General features: G+C 63.9%; 22 protein-coding genes. 16 read left to right on the forward strand and 6 right to left on the reverse strand.

Features of this window, described 5'->3' with window-relative positions; genetic code table 11:
- The first annotated feature begins 44 nt into the window (after positions 1-44).
- Genes hutI through hutU form a run of 3 tightly spaced genes read left to right on the forward strand, consistent with a single transcriptional unit; the run spans position 45 to position 4,495 of the window.
- The gene (gene hutI, locus K408_RS0127615; protein WP_024342588.1) at positions 45-1,259 is read left to right on the forward strand and encodes an imidazolonepropionase; all 1,215 of its coding nucleotides are present in this window, start codon (positions 45-47) and stop codon (positions 1,257-1,259) included.
- A complete protein-coding gene (gene hutH / locus K408_RS0127620; protein WP_024342587.1) occupies positions 1,256-2,815 on the forward strand; it encodes a histidine ammonia-lyase in 1,560 nt (519 codons plus the stop codon). The genes hutI and hutH overlap by 4 nt, the downstream gene beginning before the upstream one ends.
- Before the next feature lie 9 nt (positions 2,816-2,824).
- Positions 2,825-4,495 (forward strand): urocanate hydratase, encoded by a 1,671-nt coding sequence (gene hutU / locus K408_RS0127625; RefSeq protein ID WP_024342586.1) that lies wholly within the window; start codon positions 2,825-2,827, stop codon positions 4,493-4,495.
- A gap of 5 nt (positions 4,496-4,500) precedes the next feature.
- Here the strand turns inward: hutU and K408_RS0127630 are convergent, their stop codons facing one another.
- The gene (locus K408_RS0127630; RefSeq protein ID WP_024342585.1) at positions 4,501-5,121 is read right to left on the reverse strand and encodes a TetR/AcrR family transcriptional regulator; all 621 of its coding nucleotides are present in this window, start codon (positions 5,119-5,121) and stop codon (positions 4,501-4,503) included.
- 255 nt (positions 5,122-5,376) lie between these two features.
- Here K408_RS0127630 and K408_RS0127635 point away from each other — a divergent pair, with 255 nt between their 5' ends.
- The 8 genes from K408_RS0127635 to K408_RS0127670 are packed head-to-tail and all read left to right on the forward strand — an operon-like array spanning position 5,377 to position 13,738.
- Positions 5,377-6,237 carry an FAD binding domain-containing protein gene (locus tag K408_RS0127635; protein ID WP_024342584.1) on the forward strand — a complete coding sequence of 287 codons (861 nt, stop codon included), beginning with the start codon at positions 5,377-5,379 and terminating at the stop codon, positions 6,235-6,237.
- Complete coding sequence (locus tag K408_RS0127640) at positions 6,234-6,755, forward strand: (2Fe-2S)-binding protein (RefSeq protein WP_024342583.1); 522 nt, start codon at positions 6,234-6,236, stop codon at positions 6,753-6,755. Before K408_RS0127635 ends, K408_RS0127640 begins: the two co-directional genes overlap by 4 nt.
- A complete protein-coding gene (locus K408_RS0127645) occupies positions 6,752-9,127 on the forward strand; it encodes a xanthine dehydrogenase family protein molybdopterin-binding subunit (protein WP_024342582.1) in 2,376 nt (791 codons plus the stop codon). The genes K408_RS0127640 and K408_RS0127645 overlap by 4 nt, the downstream gene beginning before the upstream one ends.
- Positions 9,128-9,150: 23 nt before the next feature.
- On the forward strand, positions 9,151-10,392 hold the full coding sequence (locus tag K408_RS0127650; protein ID WP_024342581.1) for an ABC transporter substrate-binding protein: 1,242 nt from the start codon (positions 9,151-9,153) through the stop codon (positions 10,390-10,392).
- Between the two features lie 11 nt (positions 10,393-10,403).
- On the forward strand, positions 10,404-11,279 hold the full coding sequence (locus K408_RS0127655; RefSeq protein WP_024342580.1) for a branched-chain amino acid ABC transporter permease: 876 nt from the start codon (positions 10,404-10,406) through the stop codon (positions 11,277-11,279).
- Positions 11,276-12,274: a branched-chain amino acid ABC transporter permease gene (locus K408_RS0127660; protein ID WP_024342579.1), complete on the forward strand. Its 999-nt coding sequence runs from the start codon at positions 11,276-11,278 to the stop codon at positions 12,272-12,274. The genes K408_RS0127655 and K408_RS0127660 overlap by 4 nt, the downstream gene beginning before the upstream one ends.
- A complete protein-coding gene (locus tag K408_RS0127665) occupies positions 12,271-13,026 on the forward strand; it encodes an ABC transporter ATP-binding protein (RefSeq protein WP_024342578.1) in 756 nt (251 codons plus the stop codon). The genes K408_RS0127660 and K408_RS0127665 overlap by 4 nt, the downstream gene beginning before the upstream one ends.
- On the forward strand, positions 13,019-13,738 hold the full coding sequence (locus K408_RS0127670; protein WP_024342577.1) for an ABC transporter ATP-binding protein: 720 nt from the start codon (positions 13,019-13,021) through the stop codon (positions 13,736-13,738). The genes K408_RS0127665 and K408_RS0127670 overlap by 8 nt, the downstream gene beginning before the upstream one ends.
- Positions 13,739-13,740: 2 nt before the next feature.
- Here K408_RS0127670 and K408_RS0127675 read toward each other — a convergent pair whose 3' ends face one another.
- From K408_RS0127675 to K408_RS41295, 3 genes are all read right to left on the reverse strand, one after another.
- Positions 13,741-15,750 carry a putative bifunctional diguanylate cyclase/phosphodiesterase gene (locus tag K408_RS0127675; protein ID WP_024342576.1) on the reverse strand — a complete coding sequence of 670 codons (2,010 nt, stop codon included), beginning with the start codon at positions 15,748-15,750 and terminating at the stop codon, positions 13,741-13,743.
- 315 nt (positions 15,751-16,065) lie between these two features.
- Entirely contained in the window at positions 16,066-17,196 is a 1,131-nt protein-coding gene (locus K408_RS0127680; protein WP_024342575.1) for a hypothetical protein, read from the reverse strand.
- 253 nt (positions 17,197-17,449) lie between these two features.
- Positions 17,450-17,737, reverse strand: a complete 288-nt coding sequence (locus K408_RS41295; RefSeq protein WP_080654966.1) for a hypothetical protein — start codon at positions 17,735-17,737, stop codon at positions 17,450-17,452.
- Between the two features lie 165 nt (positions 17,738-17,902).
- Here K408_RS41295 and K408_RS0127685 point away from each other — a divergent pair, with 165 nt between their 5' ends.
- Positions 17,903-18,712, forward strand: a complete 810-nt coding sequence (locus K408_RS0127685; RefSeq protein WP_024342574.1) for an ABC transporter substrate-binding protein — start codon at positions 17,903-17,905, stop codon at positions 18,710-18,712.
- On the opposite strand, the gene K408_RS0127690 is transcribed toward K408_RS0127685, so the two are convergent.
- Entirely contained in the window at positions 18,686-19,384 is a 699-nt protein-coding gene (locus K408_RS0127690) for an ABC transporter permease (RefSeq protein ID WP_024342573.1), read from the reverse strand. The genes K408_RS0127685 and K408_RS0127690 overlap by 27 nt on opposite strands.
- Positions 19,385-19,860: 476 nt before the next feature.
- On the opposite strand from K408_RS0127690, the gene K408_RS0127700 reads away from it, so the two are divergent.
- The 4 genes from K408_RS0127700 (at position 19,861) to K408_RS0127715 (ending at position 24,063) form a co-directional block, all read left to right on the forward strand.
- On the forward strand, positions 19,861-20,712 hold the full coding sequence (locus tag K408_RS0127700; protein WP_024342571.1) for a 3-hydroxybutyryl-CoA dehydrogenase: 852 nt from the start codon (positions 19,861-19,863) through the stop codon (positions 20,710-20,712).
- Between the two features lie 134 nt (positions 20,713-20,846).
- Positions 20,847-21,311: a group III truncated hemoglobin gene (locus tag K408_RS0127705; RefSeq protein WP_024342570.1), complete on the forward strand. Its 465-nt coding sequence runs from the start codon at positions 20,847-20,849 to the stop codon at positions 21,309-21,311.
- Positions 21,312-21,555: 244 nt separating this feature from the next.
- On the forward strand, positions 21,556-22,209 hold the full coding sequence (locus K408_RS0127710) for a QcrA and Rieske domain-containing protein (RefSeq protein ID WP_024342569.1): 654 nt from the start codon (positions 21,556-21,558) through the stop codon (positions 22,207-22,209).
- 129 nt (positions 22,210-22,338) lie between these two features.
- A complete protein-coding gene (locus tag K408_RS0127715) occupies positions 22,339-24,063 on the forward strand; it encodes a methanol/ethanol family PQQ-dependent dehydrogenase (RefSeq protein WP_024342568.1) in 1,725 nt (574 codons plus the stop codon).
- A 134-nt stretch (positions 24,064-24,197) separates the two neighbouring features.
- Here K408_RS0127715 and K408_RS0127720 read toward each other — a convergent pair whose 3' ends face one another.
- The gene (locus K408_RS0127720) at positions 24,198-24,455 is read right to left on the reverse strand and encodes a hypothetical protein (RefSeq protein ID WP_024342567.1); all 258 of its coding nucleotides are present in this window, start codon (positions 24,453-24,455) and stop codon (positions 24,198-24,200) included.
- Between the last annotated feature and the right edge of the window lie 37 nt (positions 24,456-24,492).

Here is a 24,492-nt window from a genome sequence, read left to right on the forward strand (position 1 = left end):
GTCTAGACATATAAGTCAAGCATCCCACGCGAAGGGACCGTTGCATGGCAGAGCGCTTCGACCGGATCTGGCACAATGCACGGCTCGCCACGATGCGGGCCGACCGTCCCGATCTCGGCGAGATCCAGCTTGGTGTGATCGCAGCGCTCAGTGGCCGGATCGTCTATGCCGGAGCGCAGGCCGATTTTCCGGCGGACGCCGATGCGATTGAGCGGATCGACTGCGACGGACGCTGGATCACCCCCGGCCTCATCGACTGCCACACTCATCTCGTCTACGGCGGCAACCGCGCGCACGAATTCGAGTTGCGCCTGAAGGGCGCGAGCTATGAGGAGGTCGCGCGCGCCGGCGGCGGGATCGTGTCGACCGTGGCCGCGACGCGCAGGGCGAGCGAGGCGGACCTCATCGCGAGCGCGTTGCCGCGGCTCGATGCGCTGATCGCCGAGGGCGTCACCACGATCGAAATCAAGTCCGGCTATGGTCTCGACACTGAAACCGAGATGCGCCAGCTCGCCGCCGCGCGCAACCTCGGCCGTCAGCGTCCGGTTGCGATCCGTACCTCCTTTCTCGGTGCACATGCGCTACCGGTCGAGGCTGATGGCGACAAAAACCGTTACATCGACCTTGTCTGCAAGGAGATGCTGCCGGCGGTGGCAAGGACTGGACTTGCCGATGCTGTCGATGCGTTCATGGAAGGCATCGCGTTCTCCGCCGAGCAGACCGCTCGGGTGTTCGAGACGGCGAGGGGACTTGGACTACCAGTCAAGCTCCATGCCGACCAGCTGTCGAATCTTGGCGGTGCCGCACTCGCCGCGAAGTTCTCGGCGCTCTCGGCTGATCATCTGGAGCACACCGACGAAGCCGGCGCTGCCGCAATGGCGAGATCTGGAACGGTGGCCGTGCTGTTGCCTGGTGCGTTCTACTTCATCCGCGAGACGCAGAAACCGCCGGTCGAGACGTTTCGCGAGGCCGGCGTCCACATGGCGTTAGCGACCGACTGCAATCCCGGCAGCTCGCCGCTGACCTCGCTGCTGCTCGCGATGAACATGGGCGCGACGCTGTTCCGGATGACGGTCGCCGAATGCATCATCGGCGTCACCCGTGAAGGCGCACGGGCACTCGGCGTGGTCGATGAAACCGGCACGCTTGAAGCAGGCAAATGGTGTGACCTTGCGATCTGGGACATCGAGCGCCCGGCCGAGCTGGTCTATCGCATCGGCTTCAATCCGTTGCATCGCCGGGTCTGGAGGGGACAGTGACGGAGCAGAACGCAGCGATCGTCGTCACCCCAGGAACGGTCGGTCTTGATGACCTCGCGTGTGTGCTCGAAGGTGCGCCCGTTGTGCTCGATGCCTCGTTCTGGCCGCGCGTGGAGGCCGCGGCGGAAATTGTCGCGAAGGCGGCGCGAGCTGACACGCCGGTCTACGGCATCAACACAGGCTTTGGGAAGCTGGCGTCGAAGCGCATTCCGCCCGATCAGACTGCACGGCTCCAGCGCAACCTGATCCTCTCGCATTGCTGCGGTGTCGGCCAGCCGACACCCGAGCCGATTGTTCGCCTGATGATGGCGCTGAAGATCGTCTCGCTGGGTCGCGGCGCCTCCGGCGTTCGCCGCGAGGTGATCAAGCAGCTGCAGGACATGTTGGCGCAGGCCGTCCATCCGCTGGTGCCGCAGCAGGGCTCCGTCGGTGCCTCTGGAGATCTTGCACCGCTGGCGCACATGGCGGCCGTGATGATCGGGGAAGGGCAGGCGATCGTCGACGGGAAAACCGTATCCGGCGCCGAGGCCCTCAAGCGCGCGGGCCTCACGCCGCTGACGCTTGGTCCCAAGGAAGGCCTCGCGCTGATCAACGGCACGCAGTTCTCGACGGCTTATGCCGTCTCAGGCGTGCTGCGCGCGTTTCGCCTGGCGCGCGCGGCTCTCGTGACCGGTGCATTGTCGGTGGACGCGGCCATGGCCTCGACGGCGCCGTTCCGCCCCGAGATCCAGGCATTGCGGGGCCATGCCGGGCAGATCGCGGCGGCCGCGACGCTGGTCGCGTTGCTCGACGGCAGCGACATCCGCCTGTCTCACCTCGAAGGTGACGAGCGCGTGCAGGATCCCTATTGCCTGCGCTGTCAGCCACAGGTTGCCGGCGCAGCGCTCGATCTGATCACGCAAGCCGCGCGCACGCTGATCGTTGAGGCCAATGCAGTCACCGACAATCCGCTCGTCCTGGTCGAGACCGGCGAGATCGTCTCCGGCGGTAACTTCCACGCCGAGCCGGTGGCCTTTGCTGCCGATGCGATCGCGCTGGCTCTGTCCGAGATCGGCGCGATCAGCGAGCGGCGCATCGCGACGTTGGTCGATCCCGCGCTCAATTTCGGCTTGCCACCGTTCCTTACCCCCGATCCCGGCCTCAATTCCGGATTCATGATCGCCGAAGTCACCGCCGCGGCGCTCTATGCCGAGAACAAGCAGCGCGCGCTCGCCTGCTCTATCGACTCGACGCCAACCAGCGCCAATCAGGAGGACCATGTCTCGATGGCCGCGCATGCCGCGCGGCGGCTGTCCGACATGGCCGACAATCTCGCCGCCATCCTCGGCATCGAGTTCCTGGTCGCAGCCCAAGGCATCACGCTGCGCGCGCCGCATGCGACCAGCAGCCCGCTGGCTGCCGTTATGACTGCATTGCGCGAGCAGGTGCCCGCACTCGGTGCTGACCGCTACATGGCCGGCGATCTTGCCAGGGCCGCCGCATTGATCGAAGCCGACGCTCTCCCGGCCATTGCGATCACCACACTTCCATCCGATCCGTTTCCGAGACTCGATTAAGAGGTCTGCATGAACCGCCGACTGGATAATGACCGCACCATTCGTGCCCCCCGCGGCAGCGAGATCAGTGCCAAGAGCTGGCTCACGGAAGCGCCGTTGCGCATGCTGATGAACAATCTCGATCCTGATGTCGCGGAGCGCCCGAGCGAACTCGTGGTCTATGGCGGCATCGGCCGCGCCGCACGCGACTGGGAGAGTTTCGACCGGATCGCGGCGGCTCTGCGCAAGCTCGAAGCGGACCAGACGCTGCTGGTCCAGTCCGGCAAGCCGGTCGGCGTGTTCCGTACCCATGCCGACGCCCCCCGCGTGCTGATCGCGAATTCGAACATCGTGCCGCATTGGGCAACGCTCGATCATTTCAATGAGCTCGATCGCAAGGGCCTGATGATGTACGGCCAGATGACCGCGGGCTCCTGGATCTATATCGGCAGCCAGGGCATCGTGCAGGGCACCTACGAGACCTTCGTCGAGGTCGGCCGTCGCCACTATGGCGGCAGCCTCGCCGGCAAATGGATTCTCACCGCCGGCTTAGGCGGCATGGGCGGTGCACAGCCGCTGGCAGCAACCATGGCCGGTGCTTCGATGCTCGCGGTCGAATGCCAGCCGAGCCGCATCGAGATGCGCTTGCGCACCGGCTATCTCGATCGCCAGGCCGCGAGCCTCGACGAGGCGCTCGCGATCATGGCGGATTCGGCGAAGACGATGAAGGCGGTATCGGTCGGCCTGCTCGGCAACGCAGCGGAGATCTTTCCGGAACTCGTGCGCCGCGGCGTCAAGCCCGACATCGTCACCGACCAGACCAGCGCACACGATCCGATCAACGGATATTTGCCGAAGGGCTGGACGCTGGCGGAGTGGGAAGCAAAGCGCGCTTCCGATCCCAAGGGAGTCGAACGCGCATCGAAGACCTCGATGGTCGAGCACGTCCAGGCCATGCTGGATTTCCACGCGCTGGGCATCCCGACACTCGACTACGGCAACAACATCCGCCAGATGGCGCAGGACATGGGCCTGAAGAACGCCTTCGATTTCCCAGGCTTCGTCCCCGCCTATATCCGCCCCTTGTTCTGTCGTGGCGTCGGGCCGTTCCGCTGGGCCGCGCTTTCAGGGGATCCAGAGGACATCTTCAGGACCGATGCCAAGGTCAAGGAGCTGATGCCGGACGACAAGCATCTGCACAATTGGCTCGATATGGCCAAGCAACGCATCAAGTTCCAGGGCCTGCCTGCGCGCATCTGCTGGGTCGGTCTTGGCGATCGTCATCGCCTGGGCCTTGCCTTCAACGAGATGGTGGCGCGCGGCGAACTGAAAGCGCCCATCGTGATCGGCCGCGATCATCTCGACAGCGGCTCGGTGGCGAGCCCCAACCGCGAGACCGAGGCGATGAAGGACGGATCGGACGCGGTGTCCGACTGGCCGCTGCTCAACGCCTTGCTCAATTGCGCCAGCGGCGCGACCTGGGTCTCGCTGCATCATGGCGGCGGCGTCGGCATTGGTTATTCCCAGCACGCCGGCATGGTGATCGTTGCCGACGGTACGCCGGAAGCGGCAGAGCGGATCGAGCGCGTGCTCTGGAACGATCCCGCCAGTGGCGTCATGCGGCATGCCGACGCCGGTTACGACATCGCGATCGACTGCGCCCGCGACAAGGGGCTCGATCTGCCGAGCATGGCGAGCTAGCGGCCTCAGTCGCTTTCCAGGAGCCTTGGCATCGTCGTCTTGGCGCCGTCCATGAAAGTCCGGACCGCGTCGCGGACAATGGCGTCGAGGTCGGATGGAATTGGCGTCGCGTAGATGAACTTGCGAATGGCGAGATAGAAGATGCGGCCGTGCAGGCCCCAGAACAGCTCGGTCTCGCGCTCGCTCAAGGCGTGAACCTCTGTCCCGGGCAGCTTCAGCTCATGACGCAGCTCGGCCGCCGCCGGCTCGATGATCTCGCGGCGGACGATGTCGAGATAGCGGCTGGTGATGCCGAACGACTTCATGCCGGAGAACACGAAGATCCGTACCCAGTTATATTCGAACACGCGGTCGACATAGTCGAGATAGAAACGCGTGAGCCGGGCCTCCAGCGGCAGGGCCCGCTCGCGGATCATGGGACCCCAGTCGGGTGACCAGCGGCTGAGATAAACCTCCTGATAGACTCGCTCGATCAGCGCCTCCTTGCTCGGGAAGTGCCGGTAGATTGCCGAATGTGTGATGCCCATCCGCTTGGCGAGCTCACGTGTCTGGCCTTCGAAGCCGTGCTCGGCGAAGAAACGGATCGCCTCCTCGACGATCGCACGCTCGCGATCTGCCGCACGCATGTTGCGGCGCTTTGGCGCAGACTTGCTGCCTGCCTCGGTCCGCTTGCGGACCGGTCGTTTCGCGGTTCTCTGCGCTTTTCGGGCCATTTCGTCGATGAATCGCACGTATCGAGTCCTTCTTAGCCCAAGGTGCATTTGTGACCAAATGGTCATTTCCTATTGACCGATCCTGGGCGGCGTGTCAGGATTTTGAGACCAGATGGTTACAAATCTGACGTCCCGGCTGATGAGCCGACGGATCTCGAGGAAACGGCAGTGAAGGCGAGGGCTTTCAGCTATTTTCGTGCTGCGACCATCGATCAGGCGCTGGACGCTCACGCGCGCGCAGGGGACGATGCTCGCTTCATTGCCGGCGGCCAGAGCCTCGTGCCGGCGCTTTCGCTTCGGCTGCAGGCGCCGCGGCTCTTGATCGACATCACCCACATCGACGAGCTTCGCGGCGTCAGGCGCGAAGGCGGTTACCTGCGCATCGGCGCGCTGACACGTCATTGCGAGATGCTGACTGAGGCGTCGATCGCCGAGTCCGCCCCGCTCTTGCACGTGGCGGCGCCGTTCGTCGCCCATCCCGCGATCCGCAACCGCGGCACTATTGGCGGCAGCGTTGCGCTCGCCGACCCCGCTTCTGAATTTCCGGCGATGACGCTGGCGCTGGACGCCGAGATCGAGATCGTCGGTCCCTCAGGTCGCCGCCGCGTCAAGGCCGATGATTTCTTCATCGACCTGTTCGAGACGGCGCTGCAACCCGGAGAGCTGATTGCGGCGATCCACGTTCCACTGTTCAGGGCCGATCAGCGCTTTGCGTTCGATGAGCTGGCGCGGCGGCGCGGAGACTACGCGCTGGTCGGTTGCGGGATCATGGCGACGTGTCAGGGCAGCCGCATCGAGGACATCCGCATCTCGTTCTTTTCCGTTGGAAATACGCCGACACGGGTGAAGGGGGCTGAACGCGCCCTGATCGGCGCGCGTCTCGATGTTGAGCGTATCGCGGCCGCGCAACGAGCGCTCGAATGCGATCTCGCCCCGCCCGAGGGTGACGAGGTGCCGCCGGCCATGCGGCTGCATCTTGCCCGCGTGCTGCTTGGCCGCCTACTCGGACGTCTTGGAGAGGGCGCATGAGCGGCTTCGACGAGACCCTGTTGGGTGAGGCCGACGAGACAGTGCGGGTGCGTTTCGTCGTCAACGGCCGCAAGGTCGCCTGCGAGGTCGCGCCGCGCGAGACGCTGGTCGACTGCCTGCGCGAAAAGCTCGAGCTGACGGGCACGCATGCCGGCTGCGAGATGGGCGCCTGCGGTGCCTGCCTGATCCAGCTCGACGGCCGCGCCGTGCATTCCTGCCTTATCTTCGCGGTGCAGGCCGACGGCGCCAGGATCGATACAATCGAGGGGCTGTCGGAGAGCGGCGTGATTGCGGACCTCCAGGCCGAATTCCACCGCCGAAACGCGCTGCAATGCGGCTTCTGCACGCCGGGTATGCTGGTCAATGCGGAAGAACTGCTGTCGCTTGTGGCGCAGCCGAGCCGCGAGCAGATCCGCGATGCGTTGTCGGGCAATTATTGTCGCTGCACAGGCTATGAGGCGATCATCGACGCCATCTACGCGGTGGCCAAAGCGCGCTCCGGCGGAGTCACCACATGAGCGCGCCTCTGATTTCGCTCGACCGGCCCAATTCCTATATCGGCCGTTCCCTGCCGCGGCCGAATGCCAAACGCCTGCTTGCCGGGCGAGGCCGGTATGTCAGCGATCTCCATCTGCCACGCATGCTCCATGCTGCGTTTCTGCGTAGTCCGCATGCCCATGCGAAGATCGTTTCGATCAATACCGACGCAGCGCGCGCGGTCGAAGGTGTGCATCTCGTCGCGACGGGGCCGGATCTCGCAAAGATCTGCACGCCCTGGATCGGCACGCTCGACCATTTCAAGGGCATGACCTCTTCACCGCAATTGCCGCTGCCGCTGGATCGCGTGGTCTGGTCCGGGCAGGCGGTGGTCGCCGTCGTCGCTGAAAGTCGCGCGATCGCGGAAGATGCGCTCGAGCTGATCGAGGTCAACTACGAGGAGCTTCCCGTCGTCGTCGATGTCGACGGCGCGCGTGAGGTCGGCAGCCCCTTGGTCAATCCGGGCAGTGCCAATAACGTTTGCTTCCGCAGCCAGCTTGATAACGGCGCTGTCGACGACGCGTTTGCGAAAGCCTCCCATGTGGTGGAGGAGGAGTTCTCCTTCGGCCGCCATACAGCGGTGACGCTCGAGCCGCGCGCCATCGTCGCCGACTACGATCCGGCAGCCGGCATGCTGACCGTGCATCATGCGACGCAAACGCCATACCAATTCCAGGACCTCTACTCGCGGCACTACGGCATTCCCGAGGCCCGCGTTCGCGTGATCGCGACCGACATTGGCGGCTCCTTCGGGATGAAGCTGCACGTCTATCATGAGGACATGGCGGTGGTCGGGCTCTCGATCCTGCTGGGACGGCCTGTCAAGTATGTCGCCGACCGTATCGAATCCTTCGTCTCCGATATCCACGCCCGCGACCACCGCGTCCGCGCGCGCATGGCGCTGGACGCCAGGGGCGGGATTCTCGCAATGGACGTTGTGGATCTGACCGCGATCGGCGCTTTCTCGACCTATCCGCGCACCAGCGTGGTCGAGGGCAACCAGGTGATCCGCCTGATCGGCGCGCCCTATTGCTTCAGGAACTACCGCGCCACGCTGGAGGTGATCTTTCAGAACAAGGTGCAGACCAGTCAGTACCGCGCCGTCGGCCATCCCATTGCCTGTGCCGTCACCGAGCGGCTGCTCGACATGGCGGCAAGCAAGGTCGGCCTAGATCCCTTCGCCATACGCGCGCAGAATGTCATTGCCGACGATGCCTATCCGCATACCTCGCCGACCGGCTACCGTTTCGAGGCGCTGTCGCATCAGGCCTGCCTCAAGCGCCTGCATGAGATCATGGACTATGACTCGCTGCGAGCCGAGCAGGCGGACTTGCGCAAGCGCGGCGTCTATCGCGGCATCGGCATTGCCACGTTCGTCGAGATCACCAATCCCAGCCCGGCATTCTATGGGGTTGGCGGCGCCCGCATCTCCTCTCAGGATGGCGCGATCGTCAGCCTGACGCCGTCAGGTGAGGTGCGTTGCCTGATCTCGGTCACCGAGCAGGGGCAGGGCACCGAGTCGATCATCGGCCAGATTGTGGCCGATCAGCTCGGCCTCGCGCAGGAGCGCATCAAGGTCATCACGGGAGATACCGAGGTGACGCCGCATGGTGGTGCCACCTGGGCCTGCCGCGGTGCCGGCATCGGCGGGGAAACCGCGCTGCAGTCCGCCCGCGCGCTCAAGCGTAACATCCTGGAGATCGCGGCGCTCGTCCTGCAGGAGCAGCCGTCCGCGCTCGACATCGTCGATGGCGAGGTCGTGGACGCGTCGACCCGGAACCAGCGGATGCCGATCTCCGAGATCGCGCGCATCGTCTACTTCCGTTCTGATACGCTGCCACCCGGTACGCAGGCTCAGCTCACCGTCAGCCATCATTTCGCGCCGCAGGGCTATCCGTTCGCCTTCACGAACGGCATTCAGGGCTGCCTGCTCGACGTCGACGTCGAGACCGGCTTCGTCAAGCTTCTCAAGCATTTCATTGTCGAGGACTGCGGCCGTGTCATCAATCCGATGCTGGTGGACGAGCAGCTCCGCGGTGGCATCGTGCAGGGGCTCGGTGCAGCATTATTCGAGGAGTGCCGATATAGCGAGACCGGCCAGCTCGTGAACGGCTCGCTCGCCGACTACCTCGTGCCGATGCCGATGGAGATGCCCGACATAGTCATCGCCCATGTCGAGACGCCGACCGCCGACACCGAGCTCGGCGCAAAGGGTGTCGGCGAGGCCGGCACCGCAGCTGCGTCTGCCTGCGTGCTCAATGCCGTCAACGATGCACTCGCGCCGCTGGGCGCGACCATCAACTCCATCCCGATTACGCCCGCAAGAGTCCTAAAAGCCCTGAAGCGATTCTAGAAAAAAGACAGTTGGAGGAGATCATGCCCAAATCCGGTTCGACTTGGAAGATAACCCGCCGCGCCGCGCTCGCCGGCCTCTCGGCCAGCGCAGCGCTGCTCGCCGCACCCCGGCTCGGCCGCGCCGCGGACGAGACGATCCGCATCGGCTTTCCGACTCCGCTGACCGGGCCGTTCGCGGCGGAAGCGCGCGATCAGGTCAAATGTGCTGAGCTGGCGGTGAAACTCGTCAACGACAAGGGCGGCGTTGCCGGCCGCAAGGTCGAACTCCTGGTGCGCGACGACAAGCTCAATGCCGGTGAAGCCGCGACCCGCACGCTCGAGCTGATCGAGAAGGACAAGGTTCACGCGGTGGTCGGCGCGCTCTCCAGCGCCGTGCAGCTCGCGGTCAACGAGGTCACCCGCGCCCGCGGCGTGATCTACGTGTCGATCAGCCAGTCCGACACCATCAACGAGGCCAAGGATTTCAGCAAATACACCTTCCATGAGGCGCTCAATCCGCACATGACGACAGCCGCGGTGGCGCGCCAGACCCTGAAGAAGGGCATGAAGGTCGCCCATCTCGTCGCCGACTATGCCTACGGCCACGAGATGCTGCGCGGCTTCAAGCGCGCTCAAGCGGCGATCGGCGCGGACAACGTTGGAGAGATCCTGCATCCGTTCGGCGCCGCGGACTACTCGACATTCATGCCGCGCCTGATGTCGATGCGGCCGGATGTGCTGTGCATCTCAAATTTCGGCCGTGACCAGGCCAATGCGATCAAGCAGGCGGTGGATTTCGGCGTCAAGCAGCAGATGAAGATCGTTGTCCCGGTGATCCTGCACAACCAGCGCCTGGCCGTCGGCCCCGACGTGTTCGAGGGTGTGATCGGGGGAGCCAATTACTACTGGGGCCTCGAGGCGCAAAGCAAGTCGGCAGCGGCTTTCAACGCAGCCTTCAAGGCGGCCAATGGCGGCGCGATTCCGACCGATTACGGCGCCTATGGCTACTCAGGCGTTGCCTCGCTCCTGCTCGCGATGCAGGCTGCCGGCGGCACCGATACCGACAAGGTCGTCGAAGCGCTGGAGAAGCTGAAGTACGACCTCACCAAGGGCCCGCAACACTACCGCAAATGCGACCACCAGTCGGTGCAGTCGGTGCTGGTGCTGGAGTCCAAGAAGAAGTCGGCCATGACAGGCGAGAGCGACCTGTTCGCGATCCTCGCCAGCGATGCCGGTTCCGAGGACATGCTGCGCAGCTGCAGCGAGCTCGGCCACGCGACCTGAAGCCTGTCAAGATGGATCTGTCGCTTATCATCATGCAGCTTCTCTCCGGGGTCGCCCTTGGGGCGGTCCTGGTGATCACTGCGCTTGGGCTGACGATCGTGTTCGGCATGCTGGGGGTGGTCAACTTCGCCCACGGTGCGCTGTTCATGGTCGGGGCCTATGCGGGACTGTATCTGGCGTCGCTCACCGGGAGCTTCTGGTGGGGTCTGCTGCTTGCTCCCGTCCTGATCGGCGCCTTCGGCATGCTGATCGAGCTCGTCCTGATCCGCAGGCTCTATGGACGCTCAATTGACGATCCGCTGCTGCTCACCTTTGGGCTCAGCTACATCCTGGTCGAGGGCGTACGCATTGTGTTCGGCAGCGATGGTATCCCGTTTCCAACCCCGCCGCAGCTGATCGGTGTGGTCGATCTCGGCATCGGTTTCTTCCCGCGCTACCGTCTGTTCGTTATCGTGCTGGTGGCGGTGGTGCTGCTGGCGCTCTGGCTGACGCTGGAAAAGACCCGCGTCGGCCTGATCGTGCGTGCCGGCGCCCGCGACCCCACCATCATGCAGGTGCTCGGTGTCGATATCGGCCGGGTCTGGCTCGCGATCTTTGGGCTCGGGGTGGGGCTCGCCGCGCTTGGCGGCGTGCTCGCCGGGCCCATGCGCAGCGTCAATCCGGAGATGGGCTCGCTGGTTCTGGCGGAAGCCTTCGTGGTCACGGTAATAGGCGGGCTCGGCTCGATTGTCGGCGCGGTCGTCGCCGGCCTCATGGTCGGCATATCCATCAGCATGGTAGCGCTGTTCGCGCCTGAGATGGCGACCATCGTCATGTTCGCGCTCATGGCTGTGGTGCTGCTGATCCGCCCGCAAGGCCTGTTCGGCGTGAGAGGGAGGACGGCGTGACGCACCCTTCGAGCGGCGAGGCGGTCGCCAAACCCTCACCCGGCGGGCTCGGCCGGGTTCTCGACCAGCGGGTGCTGCTGTCCATCGCCGTGCTCGCCCTGCTACCCTGGCTGCTGCCGTCAAAAGCGCTGGCCGTCAACGTCCTGATCTACGGTGTCGTGGTGATGGGCTACAATTTGCTGTTCGGCTATACCGGATTGCTGTCGTTCGGCCAGGCGGCCTTCTTCGGCGCGGGCGCCTACTTCACCGGAATCGCGATCGGTCGCTACGGCGTGCCCTGGTTCGCCGCGGTGCCGGCCGCGGTCTTGCTCAGCACCTGCCTCGCCGCCGCAATCGGCCTCGTCTCGACGCGCACCCGCGGCATCTACTTTTCGATGGTCACGCTCGCGCTGGCGCAGCTCGTCTACTACGTCGCACTCCAGGCGGCGTCCTTCACCGGCGGCGAAAACGGCCTGCGCGGCTTTACCGTCGACCGCATCAGCCTGCTCGGCTTTCAGGTGAATTTCCTCGACCCCGTCAACAAATACTACGTGCTGATGGCCTTCGCGGCACTGGCGATGTGGTTCCAGTCGCGCATCCTGAATTCGCCGTTCGGCGCCGTCATCGAGGCAATCCGCGAGAACGAGCAGCGGGCGCGCGCCTGCGGCTATGACGTCGAACGCAGCAAGCTGGTCGTGTTCATGCTATCGGGCGCGATCTCATCGCTCGGCGGCTGCATGCTGGCGTTGCATCTGTCGATCGTGCCGCTGGACATCCTGCACTACCAGACGTCCGGCATGATCGTGATGATGGTGCTGCTCGGTGGCGCCCGCAGCTTCTTCGGGCCGTTCGTTGGTGCCGCCAGTTTCCTGATCCTGGAGGACGTGATCTCGCTCTGGACGCCGCATTGGCAGATCTTCGTCGGCGCGATCTTCGTGCTGTTCGTGCTGTTTCTGCCCAGGGGTATCTGGGGCACGCTTCTCGATGCCATGGGCAGCGGAAAGGCGCGGCGATGAGCGGCGAGCTGCTTCGCGCCGAAGGCATCGGCAAACGTTTCGGCGGCTTCGTCGCGCTGGAAGGCATCACTCTTTCGTTCGCAGCCGGCCAGCTCACCTCGATCATTGGGCCGAACGGCGCCGGCAAGAGCACCTTCTTCAACATCCTCTCGGGAGTGTTGACGCCGAGTTCGGGCAAGCTGCACTTCAGAGGACGGGAGCTGAATGGCCTGCCGCAGCATCGCTTCGTCCATCAGGGCATCTCGCGCTCCTACCAGATCACGAACATCTTTCCGGATCTGTCCGTGCATGAGAATGTGCGCGTAGCAGCCCAGGCGCTGATCGTGAGCTACGATATCTTGCGAAACCGCGCGCAGCTGGTTGAGCTCGGTGCGCGCGCAGACGCTGCGCTCGACGCTGTCGGGCTGCTGACCAGGCGCAGCGAACTCGCAAGATTCCTGTCGCACGGCCAGCAGCGCGCGCTGGAGATCGCGATCGCGCTGGTCTCGGAGCCGGAATTGCTGTTGCTGGACGAGCCGACCGCCGGCATGGGCCCGGAAGAAACCAAGGACATGGTCGCTCTGCTCGAACGTCTCGCCGACAAGCGCACCGTGCTCCTGGTGGAGCACAAGATGAAGATGGTGCTGGGGCTCAGCAAGCGCGTCGTGGTGCTGCATCACGGCCGTTTGCTGGCCGACGGCGCGCCGGATGAGATCCGGAGCAATCCGGAAGTTCGCCAGGTCTATCTCGGACAGAGTGAGGGCTATGGCTGAAACCGCGTTTCTCCAAGTCGACGATCTCCATGCCTGGTATGGTGCCAGCCATATCCTTCATGGCATTGCCCTGCATGTGGACCCGGGCGAAGTGGTCGCCCTGGTCGGCCGCAACGGCGCCGGAAAGACGACGACCTTGCGCGCGATGATGGGCCTGATGCCGAAGGCGACGGGGCGCGTGCGCTTCGCAGGCAGGGAACTGTTGCCGCTCCGCGCGCATCAGCGCTTCCATCTCGGCCTCGCCTATGTTCCCGAAGAGCGCCGCATCGTCCCCGGCCTGACCGTCCGAGAGAACCTCCGGCTCGGCCTCGTCGCAGTCGGCTCCGATATCGAGGAGCGCGCGGCGATCGACGAGATCGCCGAAACCTTTCCGCGCCTGAAGGAGCGCCTCGATCAAGAGGGCGTGACGCTATCGGGCGGCGAGCAGCAGATGCTGGCGATTGCGCGCGCGCTGATCGCAAAGCCCAAGATGATCCTGCTGGACGAGCCCTCCGAGGGCATCATGCCCGTGCTGGTCGAGGAGATGGGCGTTCTGTTCCGTCGCTTGCGCGACGAGGGCAAGACGCTGCTGCTAGTGGAGCAGAACGTCGAATGGGCGCTGCGGCTCGCCGATCGCGCGGTGATCATCGATCAAGGCGAGGTCGTGCATCAAAGCAGCGCAGCGGCACTGCTCGCGGACAAGGATATCCAGGAACGCTACTGTGCGGTTTGATTCTAGGCGACGACCTTTGCGCCGGTGGCTTCAAGACGACGGTGTTCTTTCGCCAGATACTCCCCGATTGCCTCGGCCGGCATGGGCTTCGCAAAATAGTAACCCTGGATGAAATCGCACCCCAGCCGGCGAAGGCTGTCGAGCTGGGCGCGGGTTTCGACGCCCTCGACGACGCAGGCGATCTCCATGTCGTCGCAGAGGCCGGTGAGCGACTTGATGATCTTGTGGCTGACCGGATTTTCGTTGATATCGGAGACGAAGCTGCGGTCCACCTTGATCTTGTCGAGCGGCAGCCGGTGCACGTGGCTCAGGGACGAATAGCCAGTGCCGAAATCGTCCAGCGAAACGCCGCAGCCCATCGCCTTCAACGACGCGATCGACTGCTGTGCGCGCACGAAATCGAAGGTCACGGCGGTCTCGGTGATCTCGAAGTCGATCCGATGTGGCGCTAGCCCGCTTTTCTCGACGATGGAGATCAGCGGCAGGATTCCCTCTGCGGCGCAGACATCATGGGCGGAGAGGTTGAACGATAGACGGATGTGATCGGGCCAAGTTCTGGCAGTCGCGAGCGCGCGTACCAGTAGCGCCTGGGTCAATGGCCGGATCAGACCGATACGCTCGGCGGCGGGAATGAAGTCGGCCGGGGAAACCAGGCCGAGACGGGCGCTGCGCCAGCGCGCGAGGACCTCGAAGCCGGCGGTGTGCTCGCTCATGGCGTCGACGATCGGCTGGAACACCAGATCCATCTCGCTACTGAAATCGGCCGTGCGCAGCAGGTTCTCGATGACACCGCGGCTGCGGATCTCGGCCTCGAGCTCGCTCGAGAAGATCACGGTGCGGCCGCGCAAATGTCGCTTGGCGTGATACAGCGAGTAGTCGGCGCACTCATAAAGCGCCTCCGACGTCGTGGCGGAGTCCGGGAACGATGCGAAGCCGATCGAGCAGGACAGCCCGGTATGGGCCGTGTCGAGTTGGTAAGGCAGCCTGACCTGGCCGCCGATGCGTTCGCCGAGCCGGATGAGGTCGGCGTCGTCGGGATCGCCGCACACGACGAGGCCGAATTCATCGCCGCCAAGCCGGGCGAACTCCACGCGCTGTGGGCCGAAGCCCTCGCAGACCTCACGGATGCGCTGGCCCGCCTCGATCAGGACGCGATCGCCGACCGAATGGCCGTAATTGTCGTTGACGGGCTTGAAGCCGTCGAGGTCGATGATTCCGACCGCAACGCGAACTTTCCTGCGCTCGGCATCGGCGAAGGCGCTCGACAGCTCGGCGAAGAAGCGGCGGCGGTTCGGCAACTCGGTGAGCGAATCGAGATTGGCCAGGCGGAAATTCTCGTCCGAGAGCGCCTGCGTCGCTGCCTGCTGCGCAAGCAGCGACTTGCGGCTGGCGACGAGATCGGCGAAGTCGCGATAGTAGATGAACAGCACCGTCACCATCGCGCCGGAGACCAGGAGGTTGTTGACGGCGATCGCCTTCAACGTCGGCTCGCCCGTTGCGAAGAAGAACAGCACATAGGGCACGTCAACGATCAGCGTCACGATCAAGGCCGCCGAGCGCAGATGCATCAGTGAAAAGATGCAGCCGATCACGGTGACCGCCATGTAGAATGCGACCTGGCTCTTGGCGAAGGGGTCGCCGTAGGGGTAGAGCGCAAAGGACCAGGCGGTGAAGCCCGCCCCGATCGGCAAGGTCAGCCAGTTGGTGGTGCGCAGATTGCGCAGGATGTCGCCGTCGCTGCGCACGAGGTGACGCTGACGCAGCCACCAGAAGGTCCGCAAGCCTGCGAGCACGGTCAGCACGCTCGGCACGATGATCGTCAGCCAGTCCGGCGCCACGTTCACATAGGTGTAGGCGACCGCGATCGTGTTGCTGATGAGGATGAAGTAGAGCAGCGGGATCTGCTTGGAGAACGCGTCGAACTGCGCGCGCGTCAGATCCGGATTGTCGGCCGGAACGCGAAACAACCGCATGGCGGCGGCAAGATAAGACTTCAAATCAATAATCGGCATGAAATATGGGCCCCGCTCTTCTAAAAAACGCCGGCGATCTTGCACGGCGGGGGTAAAGGGCGGGTTAGATCGGGCCTGCGCGGGACGCCAGCGCAGGTTGCGCGCTACCTCAGGATTTTCCGGCGCCGTGCATGTGGTGAGGCCGCGTTAAGGATATCCGGCGCCATGGCCAAGTGTTTCGGGCACAATTTCGCTTGCCGCAACTACGGCCTGCTAACCATGGCTGCCAGCACGGCGCAGGGGGGAAGTGCGCATGCGATCACCAAGGCAGGGACATCAGCCTAGTGTGTCGCGCCGCTGGTCGCAGAAAAAGGATCAGGCGAGAACGGCTTGGCGCTCCCGCGTCGGCTCGCGGACTCGCTCGGTGTTCCTGGGTTCGACGAGCCGCGTAAAGCTGCGGTTGCCCGGCTGTGCGGGTGCCTCGACGATGACGCCCTCGCAGACGATCTGTCCGCCGAGCATCTTGAACTCCAGCTTGTCGTAGCGCGGCATAGTCTCGCCGGCCGCCGGCGGCAGTAGCCCGATGCTTCCCTGGATGTTCAGCGCGGCCTCGCCTGTGCCGTGAAGCCGCGGATTCCACATCCTGATTCCGGTTTCGGCCCAGCGCTGCCGGATCAGCGCGGTGCGATCCGTCGGTTCCGCGGGCCGCGCGCGCACTTTCGGTGCATTGCGCATCTCCGGGGCAGGAGGCTCGTGCGCTGGAGCCGGTTCGATCTCGCCAACGCCGGCTGGCTCGTTTGTTTCCGGCGCAATGGCTGTAGTGAGAGGAACATCGCTCGCGGAGGTCTGCGCGATCTCGACGATCAGCACTGGTTCGCTGTCGGCATTGGCTTCGACCGCGACGCTGTCGGCCTCGACGAGGAGCACCGGCATTGTCTCGACGACAACCGATTCGAAATCGGTGGAAACCTCGGGTGAGGAAACTCCCTCGAGGATGACGTCGGGGAGAATAGTCGAAGCGGTCGCGCCGTCCGCTGATGAAGCCACAATCTCTTCTGCGAGGACGGGGTCAATCTCTGCGCAGTTGCCGGCGGGCGCTTCATCGTCGGCAGCGATGGCGAGGTCACAGACTGCAGTTGGTTCGTTCTCCGCTTCGGCCGACGAAGCTAACACCTCTGCGGCGACTGGTGTCGTCGCGGGTGTCTCGATTTCCGTCGCTCGATCCGAAGATAAGACGTCGCTGACGCAGATATCGTTGAACGGTTTCTCCGCGACGACGGACGCAGCCGCATCGTTCTCTGGGACCGGAGCCGCGGTGGCGAAGTCAGCGTCACGCACCGGAGCGCTGCTGACCTCGGGGATTGGAGCTGCATCAGTAGAAGTGATGTCCTCAATGATGGCCGGCGAAGCGTCTCTGTCGATCGGCGCGACCTCAATATTGCCGCTGTGCGGCGAAGGCCGAAGTCGGGCAAATGCCCAGTCTACCGCAGGGATGCGGCGGAGCAACGATATCAGTCTCGAAAGCACTGGGAGTTGTCCAAGAGGTACTCGGCGTGAGGCAATCGCTGATTCGTCAGCAATGTGAAAACCTGCCCCGGCCGTCACACCCGTGTCAATGTTGGGAAGACCAATTGCAGAACATCCCCCGCACCCGGCGCGCGGGGTTTAAATCAACTCTGCTTTGCTTCGCGATGCCGGCGATTGACATGCTGCTTGGCGTGGGAGGGAACGGACATCCCTCCGGTTTTCGATCGTCAAATCACTTGCCGGAGCCAGCGCCTCCAGAACCCGCGCTGCCGCCAGCCTGACTGCCCATGTTATTTGCATTGCTGCCGCCGGCGGATGGGGACTGGGCGCCCTTGCTGTCGCTGGCCTCGTTCTGCATGTTCGACGAACGTCCCGTCGTCATTCCCTTCGTCCCGGGGCCTCGTGACGAAGGACCAACATCGCTTTGACCGGATGCTCCGGGGGCAGGTTGTGTCTGCGCAAACGCACCACCTGTCGCCAGCGCCATGATACATGCAGATGCCAGGATGATCTTCTTCATCGGACTCTCCTTGACTTACATTTCCAGACAACCCGCTTGTGCCAACGACGTTCCTGCCGACGCGCGCCGGCCCTTTGCATCAATCATCGTTGCTGCCTAAGGTTCGGGTTCCAGTCCTCAACCCTAGCGGCTGTTGAGGGCCTTATTGTTTGGCCGAGGACGCGCATGAGGAAGCTTGCCACCATCGGAGCGGTTCTGCTCTGGTCCACCATCGCATTCGCACAGGATCGCACCATCATTGTGGCCTCGACCACCTCGACGGAGCAGTCGGGGCTGTTCGGCCATTTGCTGCCGCTGTTTACCAAGGCCGAGGGCATCAGCGTGAAGGTCGTCGCCGTCGGCACCGGCCAGGCGCTGGATATCGGACGGCGAGGGGATGCCGACGTGGTGTTCGTCCATGACCGGCCCGCCGAGGACAAGTTCATGTCCGAAGGACAGGGCGTGAAGCGCTTTGACGTGATGTACAATGACTTCGTCATCGTCGGGCCAAAGAGCGATCCTGCGCGGATAACGGGCAGCAAGGATGTGGTCGATGCGCTGCGCAAGATCGCGGCGGCCAAGGCGCCGTTCATCTCGCGCGGCGACAAGTCCGGCACGCACGCGGCCGAACTGAGGCTATGGAAAGAGGCGGGTGTCGACCCCAACTCCGGCAGGGACAGCTGGTACCGGGAGATTGGTCAGGGCATGGGGCCGGCATTGAACATGGCCTCGTCGTCGAACGCCTATGTTCTGTCGGACCGCGGCACCTGGCTGTCGTTCAAGAACCGCGGCGAGCTCGCCATCCTGACCGAGGGCGACAACCGGCTCTTCAATCAGTACGGCGTCATGCTGGTGAATCCTGAAAAGCATCCGAACGTGAAGGCGAAGGACGGAAAGGCCTTCATCGACTGGCTGGTTTCGCCGAAGGGGCAGGACGCGATAGCCGACTACAAGGTCGGCGGCGAGCAGCTATTTTTCCCTAACGCGTCCCACTAGCACGAACGCGACGGTCGACACCGCGACGCTGAGTGCAAGCAGGATCAATCCGAGACCCAGCGCCAGTGGCAGGTCGCCCTTACTGGTTTCGAGAGCGATCGCTGTCGTCATCGTGCGCGTGAAGCCGCGGATGTTGCCGCCGACGATGATGATGGCGCCGACTTCCGCAATAGCTCGCCCGAACGCCGCAAGAAAGGCGGTCAGCAGCGAGGTCCGGCCCAGCGCGAATAGCAGGGCCATGCTGCGCAGGGCTGACAGTCCGTCGATCCGCGCCAGATCGCCGTACTCCGCCCACAGCAGGCTCGCCGGCCGGTGCACCAGCGCCACTACGATTGGCGTGGCCAGCAGCGTCTGCGCGATCACCATGGCGGCCGGGGTGAACAACAAGCCTGCCGCCCCGAGCGGGCCGGACCGCGACAGCAGCAGATAGAGGACGAGCCCGACCACGACCGGCGGAAGGCCGAGCAGCGCATTGGTCAGCACGATGACGACTTGCCGGCCGCGGAACTGCGTGATCGCCAGCAGGGCGCCGAACGGGGCGCCGATCAGCAGCGCCACAATGCTGGCCGTCAGGCTGACCCGTACCGAGAGAGCGACGATGCCCAGCAACTCGGCGTCGGCGTTGCCGATCAGCGTGAAGGCCGACCCGATGGATCGCGCGAAATCGTTCATCCGGCCTGACGCTGTTGCGCCGGCTCGATGCCGGTGATCCTGGTCACGTCCATCGCGAAATCCTTGGTCCTCGGCAGCCCGCCCTGACAGCTTCGGTCCACCTCGGCGGCAGGCCGGGCCGTCCACGCACATCCACGGACGACAACTGCACCGGTTCTGGCCGCTGCGGTCGCCACAATCAAGGGGGCGAAATTCAGTGGAGCTCGGGGTGCGCTATTGTCCCCTGGGCAGGGCGCCCGAAGCCCGGCCATCATCGGGGTGCTCTGGGGGGCCCGGGGCCAAGTCCCGGCAGTTTTGGGCAGAGAGAGCCCGAATCCTGGCGCGGCGCGGCCGTGAGTGGCTTTATTCTGCCGGTGGATGCACTAAGGAGAGGACGGGATCAGGTCGCACCCGCCCGGGGGCGGTGCTAGACCCTGATGCAGGAACATGGGCCGGGCCGCTGCTGGCTCGCCCGCAAAGATGAAGGATGTGACGCAATGATCCAAACCGTTGGCATCATCGGGGCAGGGACCATGGGGAACGGCATCGCGCAGGTCTGCGCGGCGGCCGGGCTTTCGGTCGTGATGGTCGATATTTCCGATGCGGCGGTGAACCGCGGACTTTCGACCGTCGGTGGCAGCCTCGAGCGCCTGGTCAAGAAGGAGAAGATGTCGGCGGCCGAACGCGAAGCGACGCTCAAGCGCATCACCGGCACGACCGATCGGGCAAAGCTTTCGGATTGCGATCTCGTCATCGAAGCCGCGACCGAGAACGAGGAGCTCAAGGTCAAGATCCTCAAGGACCTCTGCGCCACGCTGTCGCCGCGCACCCTGGTCGCGACCAACACCTCGTCGATCTCAATCACCAAGCTCGCCGCCGCAACGGATCGTCCCGACCGCTTCATCGGCATGCACTTCTTCAACCCGGTGCCGGTGATGGCATTGCTCGAGCTCATCCGCGGCCTGCAGACCTCCGATGACACCCATGCCAAGGCGCTGGACTTCGCCAAGCGCGTCGGCAAGGTGGCAATCACTGCCAAGAACAGCCCGGGTTTCGCTGTCAACCGCATCCTCTGCCCGATGATCAATGAGGCGATCTTCGCGCTCCAGGAAGGAATCGCGACGGCAGAGGAGATCGATGCTGGCATGAAGCTTGGTTGCAACCATCCGATCGGCCCGCTGGCGCTGGCCGATCTCGTCGGGCTCGACACCATGCTTTCGGTGATGGAGGTCTTTTATAAGGGCTTCAACGACCCCAAGTATCGACCGGCGCCGCTGCTGAGGGAGATGGTCGATGCCGGTCATCTCGGCCGCAAGACCGGGCAGGGCTTCTACACCTATAGCGCCTGATCAAGGCATCGGCGGCGGGCGTGCCAGTCCGCCGCCAGATCCCGCAATTTGCGCTGCGACAAAGACGCCGTGCGCAATTGGCCCGACAATGCCGAACGGGCGCGTGCGGGAACAATGAACGGATAGCAGAGGACATGTCGGATCGATTGAAGGCCGAACGCGAGGCGGCGGCTGCGCGGCGGAGCCTGTTAACCCAGGATGCGATCGAGCGCACCGGGATCACCGAGGAGATGATCGGGGAACTCGTCACCCGCTTTTATGGACGCGTGCGCGAGGACGCGCTTCTGGGGCCGGTGTTTGCCGTCGTCCAGAACTGGGACGAACATCTCGCCAAGCTCCGGGATTTCTGGTCGTCGGTCGTGCTGATGAGCGGGCGTTATCATGGCTCGCCGATGCGGGCGCACCTGCCGCTGAGCCTGGCCGGCGATCATTTCGACCGCTGGCTCGATCTGTTCGAGCAGACCGCGCGCGAAGTCTGCCCGCCGACAGCAGCTGCGCTCTTCATCGACAAGGCGCGGCGCATCGCCGACAGTTTCGAGATGGCGTCAGCAACGGTCGCAGGCCGTATCGCATCGCCGCGTCACGTGCTCAGGTCGTGAATACAAGGAGCCTCCTGACAAGCGTGCGGCTCGCGCCGGCCGATGGCGCGTTGCACCAATTCCAGCAGTAGTTGGCTGATCTGCATAATCATCATGCTGCTCGCGCGATCAGATGTAGAACTTACGAAAACAGGCCTGAACGCGTGCAGTATCATTCAATCACTGCGAGCAAAGCCATATTGATGCACTGCGGTGCCAATTCTTCGCCTTGTTTTCGGCAGAGTTCCAGCGCCTGCTAGCGGGCATGTCGAGAGCATCGTGCAACGTCAACTCACCACTACCTGGGAATATTGCGGAAGCTGACGCCGACGCGCGAACCGGGCAAACGCGGCGCACGCTGCTGCTCGGGGCGCTTGCGACCAGCGCGTGTCTCGGCTGTTCCCCCCAAGTGCGAGCAGGCGAAGATCCGCCTGGCTCCGACGAACGCCCGCGGAAGGGCGATCTGCTCGTCTTCTCCGAGGGCGACAACGAGGGAAAGCTCATCACCGCGGCAGACGTGCCAGCTGGTGGACCTCCCGTGCATGCGTGGCCGAAAGATCCGAACACATCGGTCGTGCGGAGCGCCTCGCGGCTCAATGAAATCCTGATCATCCGACTCGATCCGGCCGAGCTCGATGAGAAGACTCGCGCGCGTGCCGTCGACGGCATCATCGCCTATTCGGCGATCTGCTCGCATGCGGGCTGCCCCGTCACCGCCTGGGTGAAGAGCGATGTCGGCGACAAGGAGGTGTTCAAGTGCATGTGTCACAACTCCGAATATGATCCACGCTCGGGCGCGCAGGTCGTGTTCGGACCGGCGCCGCGACGGCTCGCGGCGTTGCCTCTGGCGCTGGCAGACGGATCGCTCAGCGTCGCCGGCAATTTCATGGGAAAGGTAGGTGGCGCGCAGCCAGGATGACCGACCGTTGGGCGCTGCCCGCGTCACGAGAGGCCACCTCCGCCGGCAGGCGGATGACGGAAACGAGCGACAAGAATTCAGAACAAGAATTCAAACGGATGAAAAAGGGGAACGTCCATGAAAACTTCCATGACCAGGAAGCAATGGTTACTGTCCGGCATCGTCGCCTTCACCTGCCTCGCCTCGACCGCCGCCATGTCAGGCCCGATCGAGAACTATTCTCCGGTCACCGCGCAGCGCCTGGAAAATCCGGAGCCAAGCAACTGGATGCTCTACCGGCGCACCTATGATGGGCATGGCTACAGTCCGCTCGATCAGATCAACACCTCGAACGTGAAAAACCTCACGCCGGTCTGGACCTTTGCCACCGGTGTGGTCGAGGGCCACCAAGCGCCGCCGATCGTCAATAATGGCGCGATGTTCGTGACGACCCCGATGGGTCAGGTGATAGCGTTGAACGCGAAGACTGGCGACGAATATTGGCGCTACAAGCGGCAGCTTCCCGACGATCTTTTCCAGCTGCATCCGACCAACCGCGGGGTCGGCCTGTGGGAGGACAAGCTTTTCCTCGCCACCACGGATGATCACGTGGTCGCGCTCGAAGCAAAGACCGGCAAGGTGGTGTGGGACACCAAGGTGCAGGACTACAGGAAGGGTCAGTACATGACCCTGATGCCGTTGATCGTCGACGGCAAAGTCATCGTCGGCGGCTCCGGCGGCGAGTTCGGCGTGCGCGGCTATATCGCCGCTTTTGACGCCAAGGACGGCAAGGAGCTGTGGCGAACCTATACGATCCCCGGCGAAGGCGAGCCCGGTCACGACACTTGGCAGGGCGACGACTGGAAGAATGGCGGTGGGTCGGCCTGGATGACCGGCAATTATGACAAGGAGACCAGGACGATCTATTGGGGTGTCGGAAACGCGGCGCCATGGCCCGGTGAGACCCATCCTGGCGACAATCTCTACACCGCATCGGTGCTGGCGCTCGATCCCGACACCGGCAAGATCAAGGCCTATCACCAGTACCACCAGAACGATTCCTGGGATTGGGACGAGGTCGAGGCGCCGATGCTGATCGATCTGCAGCGCAACGGTCGCACCATCAAGAGCCTGGTCCATCCGGGACGCGACGCGATCTTCTGGGTGCTCGAGCGGACGCCCACCAAGATCAACTATGTCGCCGGCTGGCCGTTCGTCTTCACCGATGTCTGGAAGGGCATCGACGAGACCGGCAAGCCGATCGTGGATCCGGCACACAAGCCGGTCATCGGTAAGCGCGTCGAGTTCTGTCCATCATTGTGGGGCGGGAAGGATTGGCCGTCCGCCGCCTATAGCCAGAGGACCGGGCTCGTGTACGTGCCTGCCAACGAGAACTTCTGCGGTGGCTTTACCGGCGAGAAGGTCCCCCTCAAGCCGGGCGAGCTCTGGCTCGGCACCAAGCCGGAAGATATCGGCCTGAAAACAAAGCCGGGCGCGGACCATTTCGGCGAGCTCCAGGCTTGGGATCCTTCCACGGGCAAGAAGGTGTGGCAGCACAACTTCCCCAAGTCGCAGCTGTTCGGATCAGTCACGGCGACGGCGGGCGATCTTGTCTTCGTCGGTGGGACCAACGACCGCAACTTCCGAGCCTTCCATGCCAAGACGGGCGAATTACTGTGGGAGCAGAAGACCAACTCCGGCATCGTCGGCATGCCGGTGTCCTATGAGATCGACGGCACGCAGTACATCGCGATCCAGTCGGGCTGGGGCGTGGACGCGCAGCGCATCCAGGATGCGCTCGTGACGAACAATATCGGCATCGAAGCCAACGTGCCGCAGGGCGGCGTCGTCTGGGTATTCGCGCTGAAGAAATAGCTCCGCGGGCGGATCGAAAGAAGCGGAGCAGCCGGGGGGTGGCGAATGCGGCGGACGGCAACGTCCGCCGCATTTGTGTGAGATGGGATGCTTCCTCGGCGCAAACGGCACGAAGTGTGCAAAGCCAGAGATCGCTATTTGCCCATACGTTCGACCTTGTCCTTTTCCTTCTGGTTCATCTCACGAACCTTCGGATCGGGATTGTGTTGCCCGGTGGTCTGGTTGGTCGAGGCGGGCGGGGCGTTGGCGTTTGGAAGGGAGTTCTGGTCCGGTCCAGTCGGCCGCGGGGCCGTGGCGGGCGGGGCTATATTGCTCTGGGCCAACGCGCCGGAGGCCATCAAAAGAAAGGCGCTCGCCAGCGAGACCGCGAGCGCCTTTGAGGTGTTAATCATCGATCTGCTCCTGTCAGATCGATGGAAACGGCGTGAA

Source organism: Bradyrhizobium sp. in8p8 (genome assembly GCF_000426845.1).
Taxonomy (GTDB): Bacteria; Pseudomonadota; Alphaproteobacteria; order Rhizobiales; family Xanthobacteraceae; genus Bradyrhizobium; species Bradyrhizobium japonicum_C.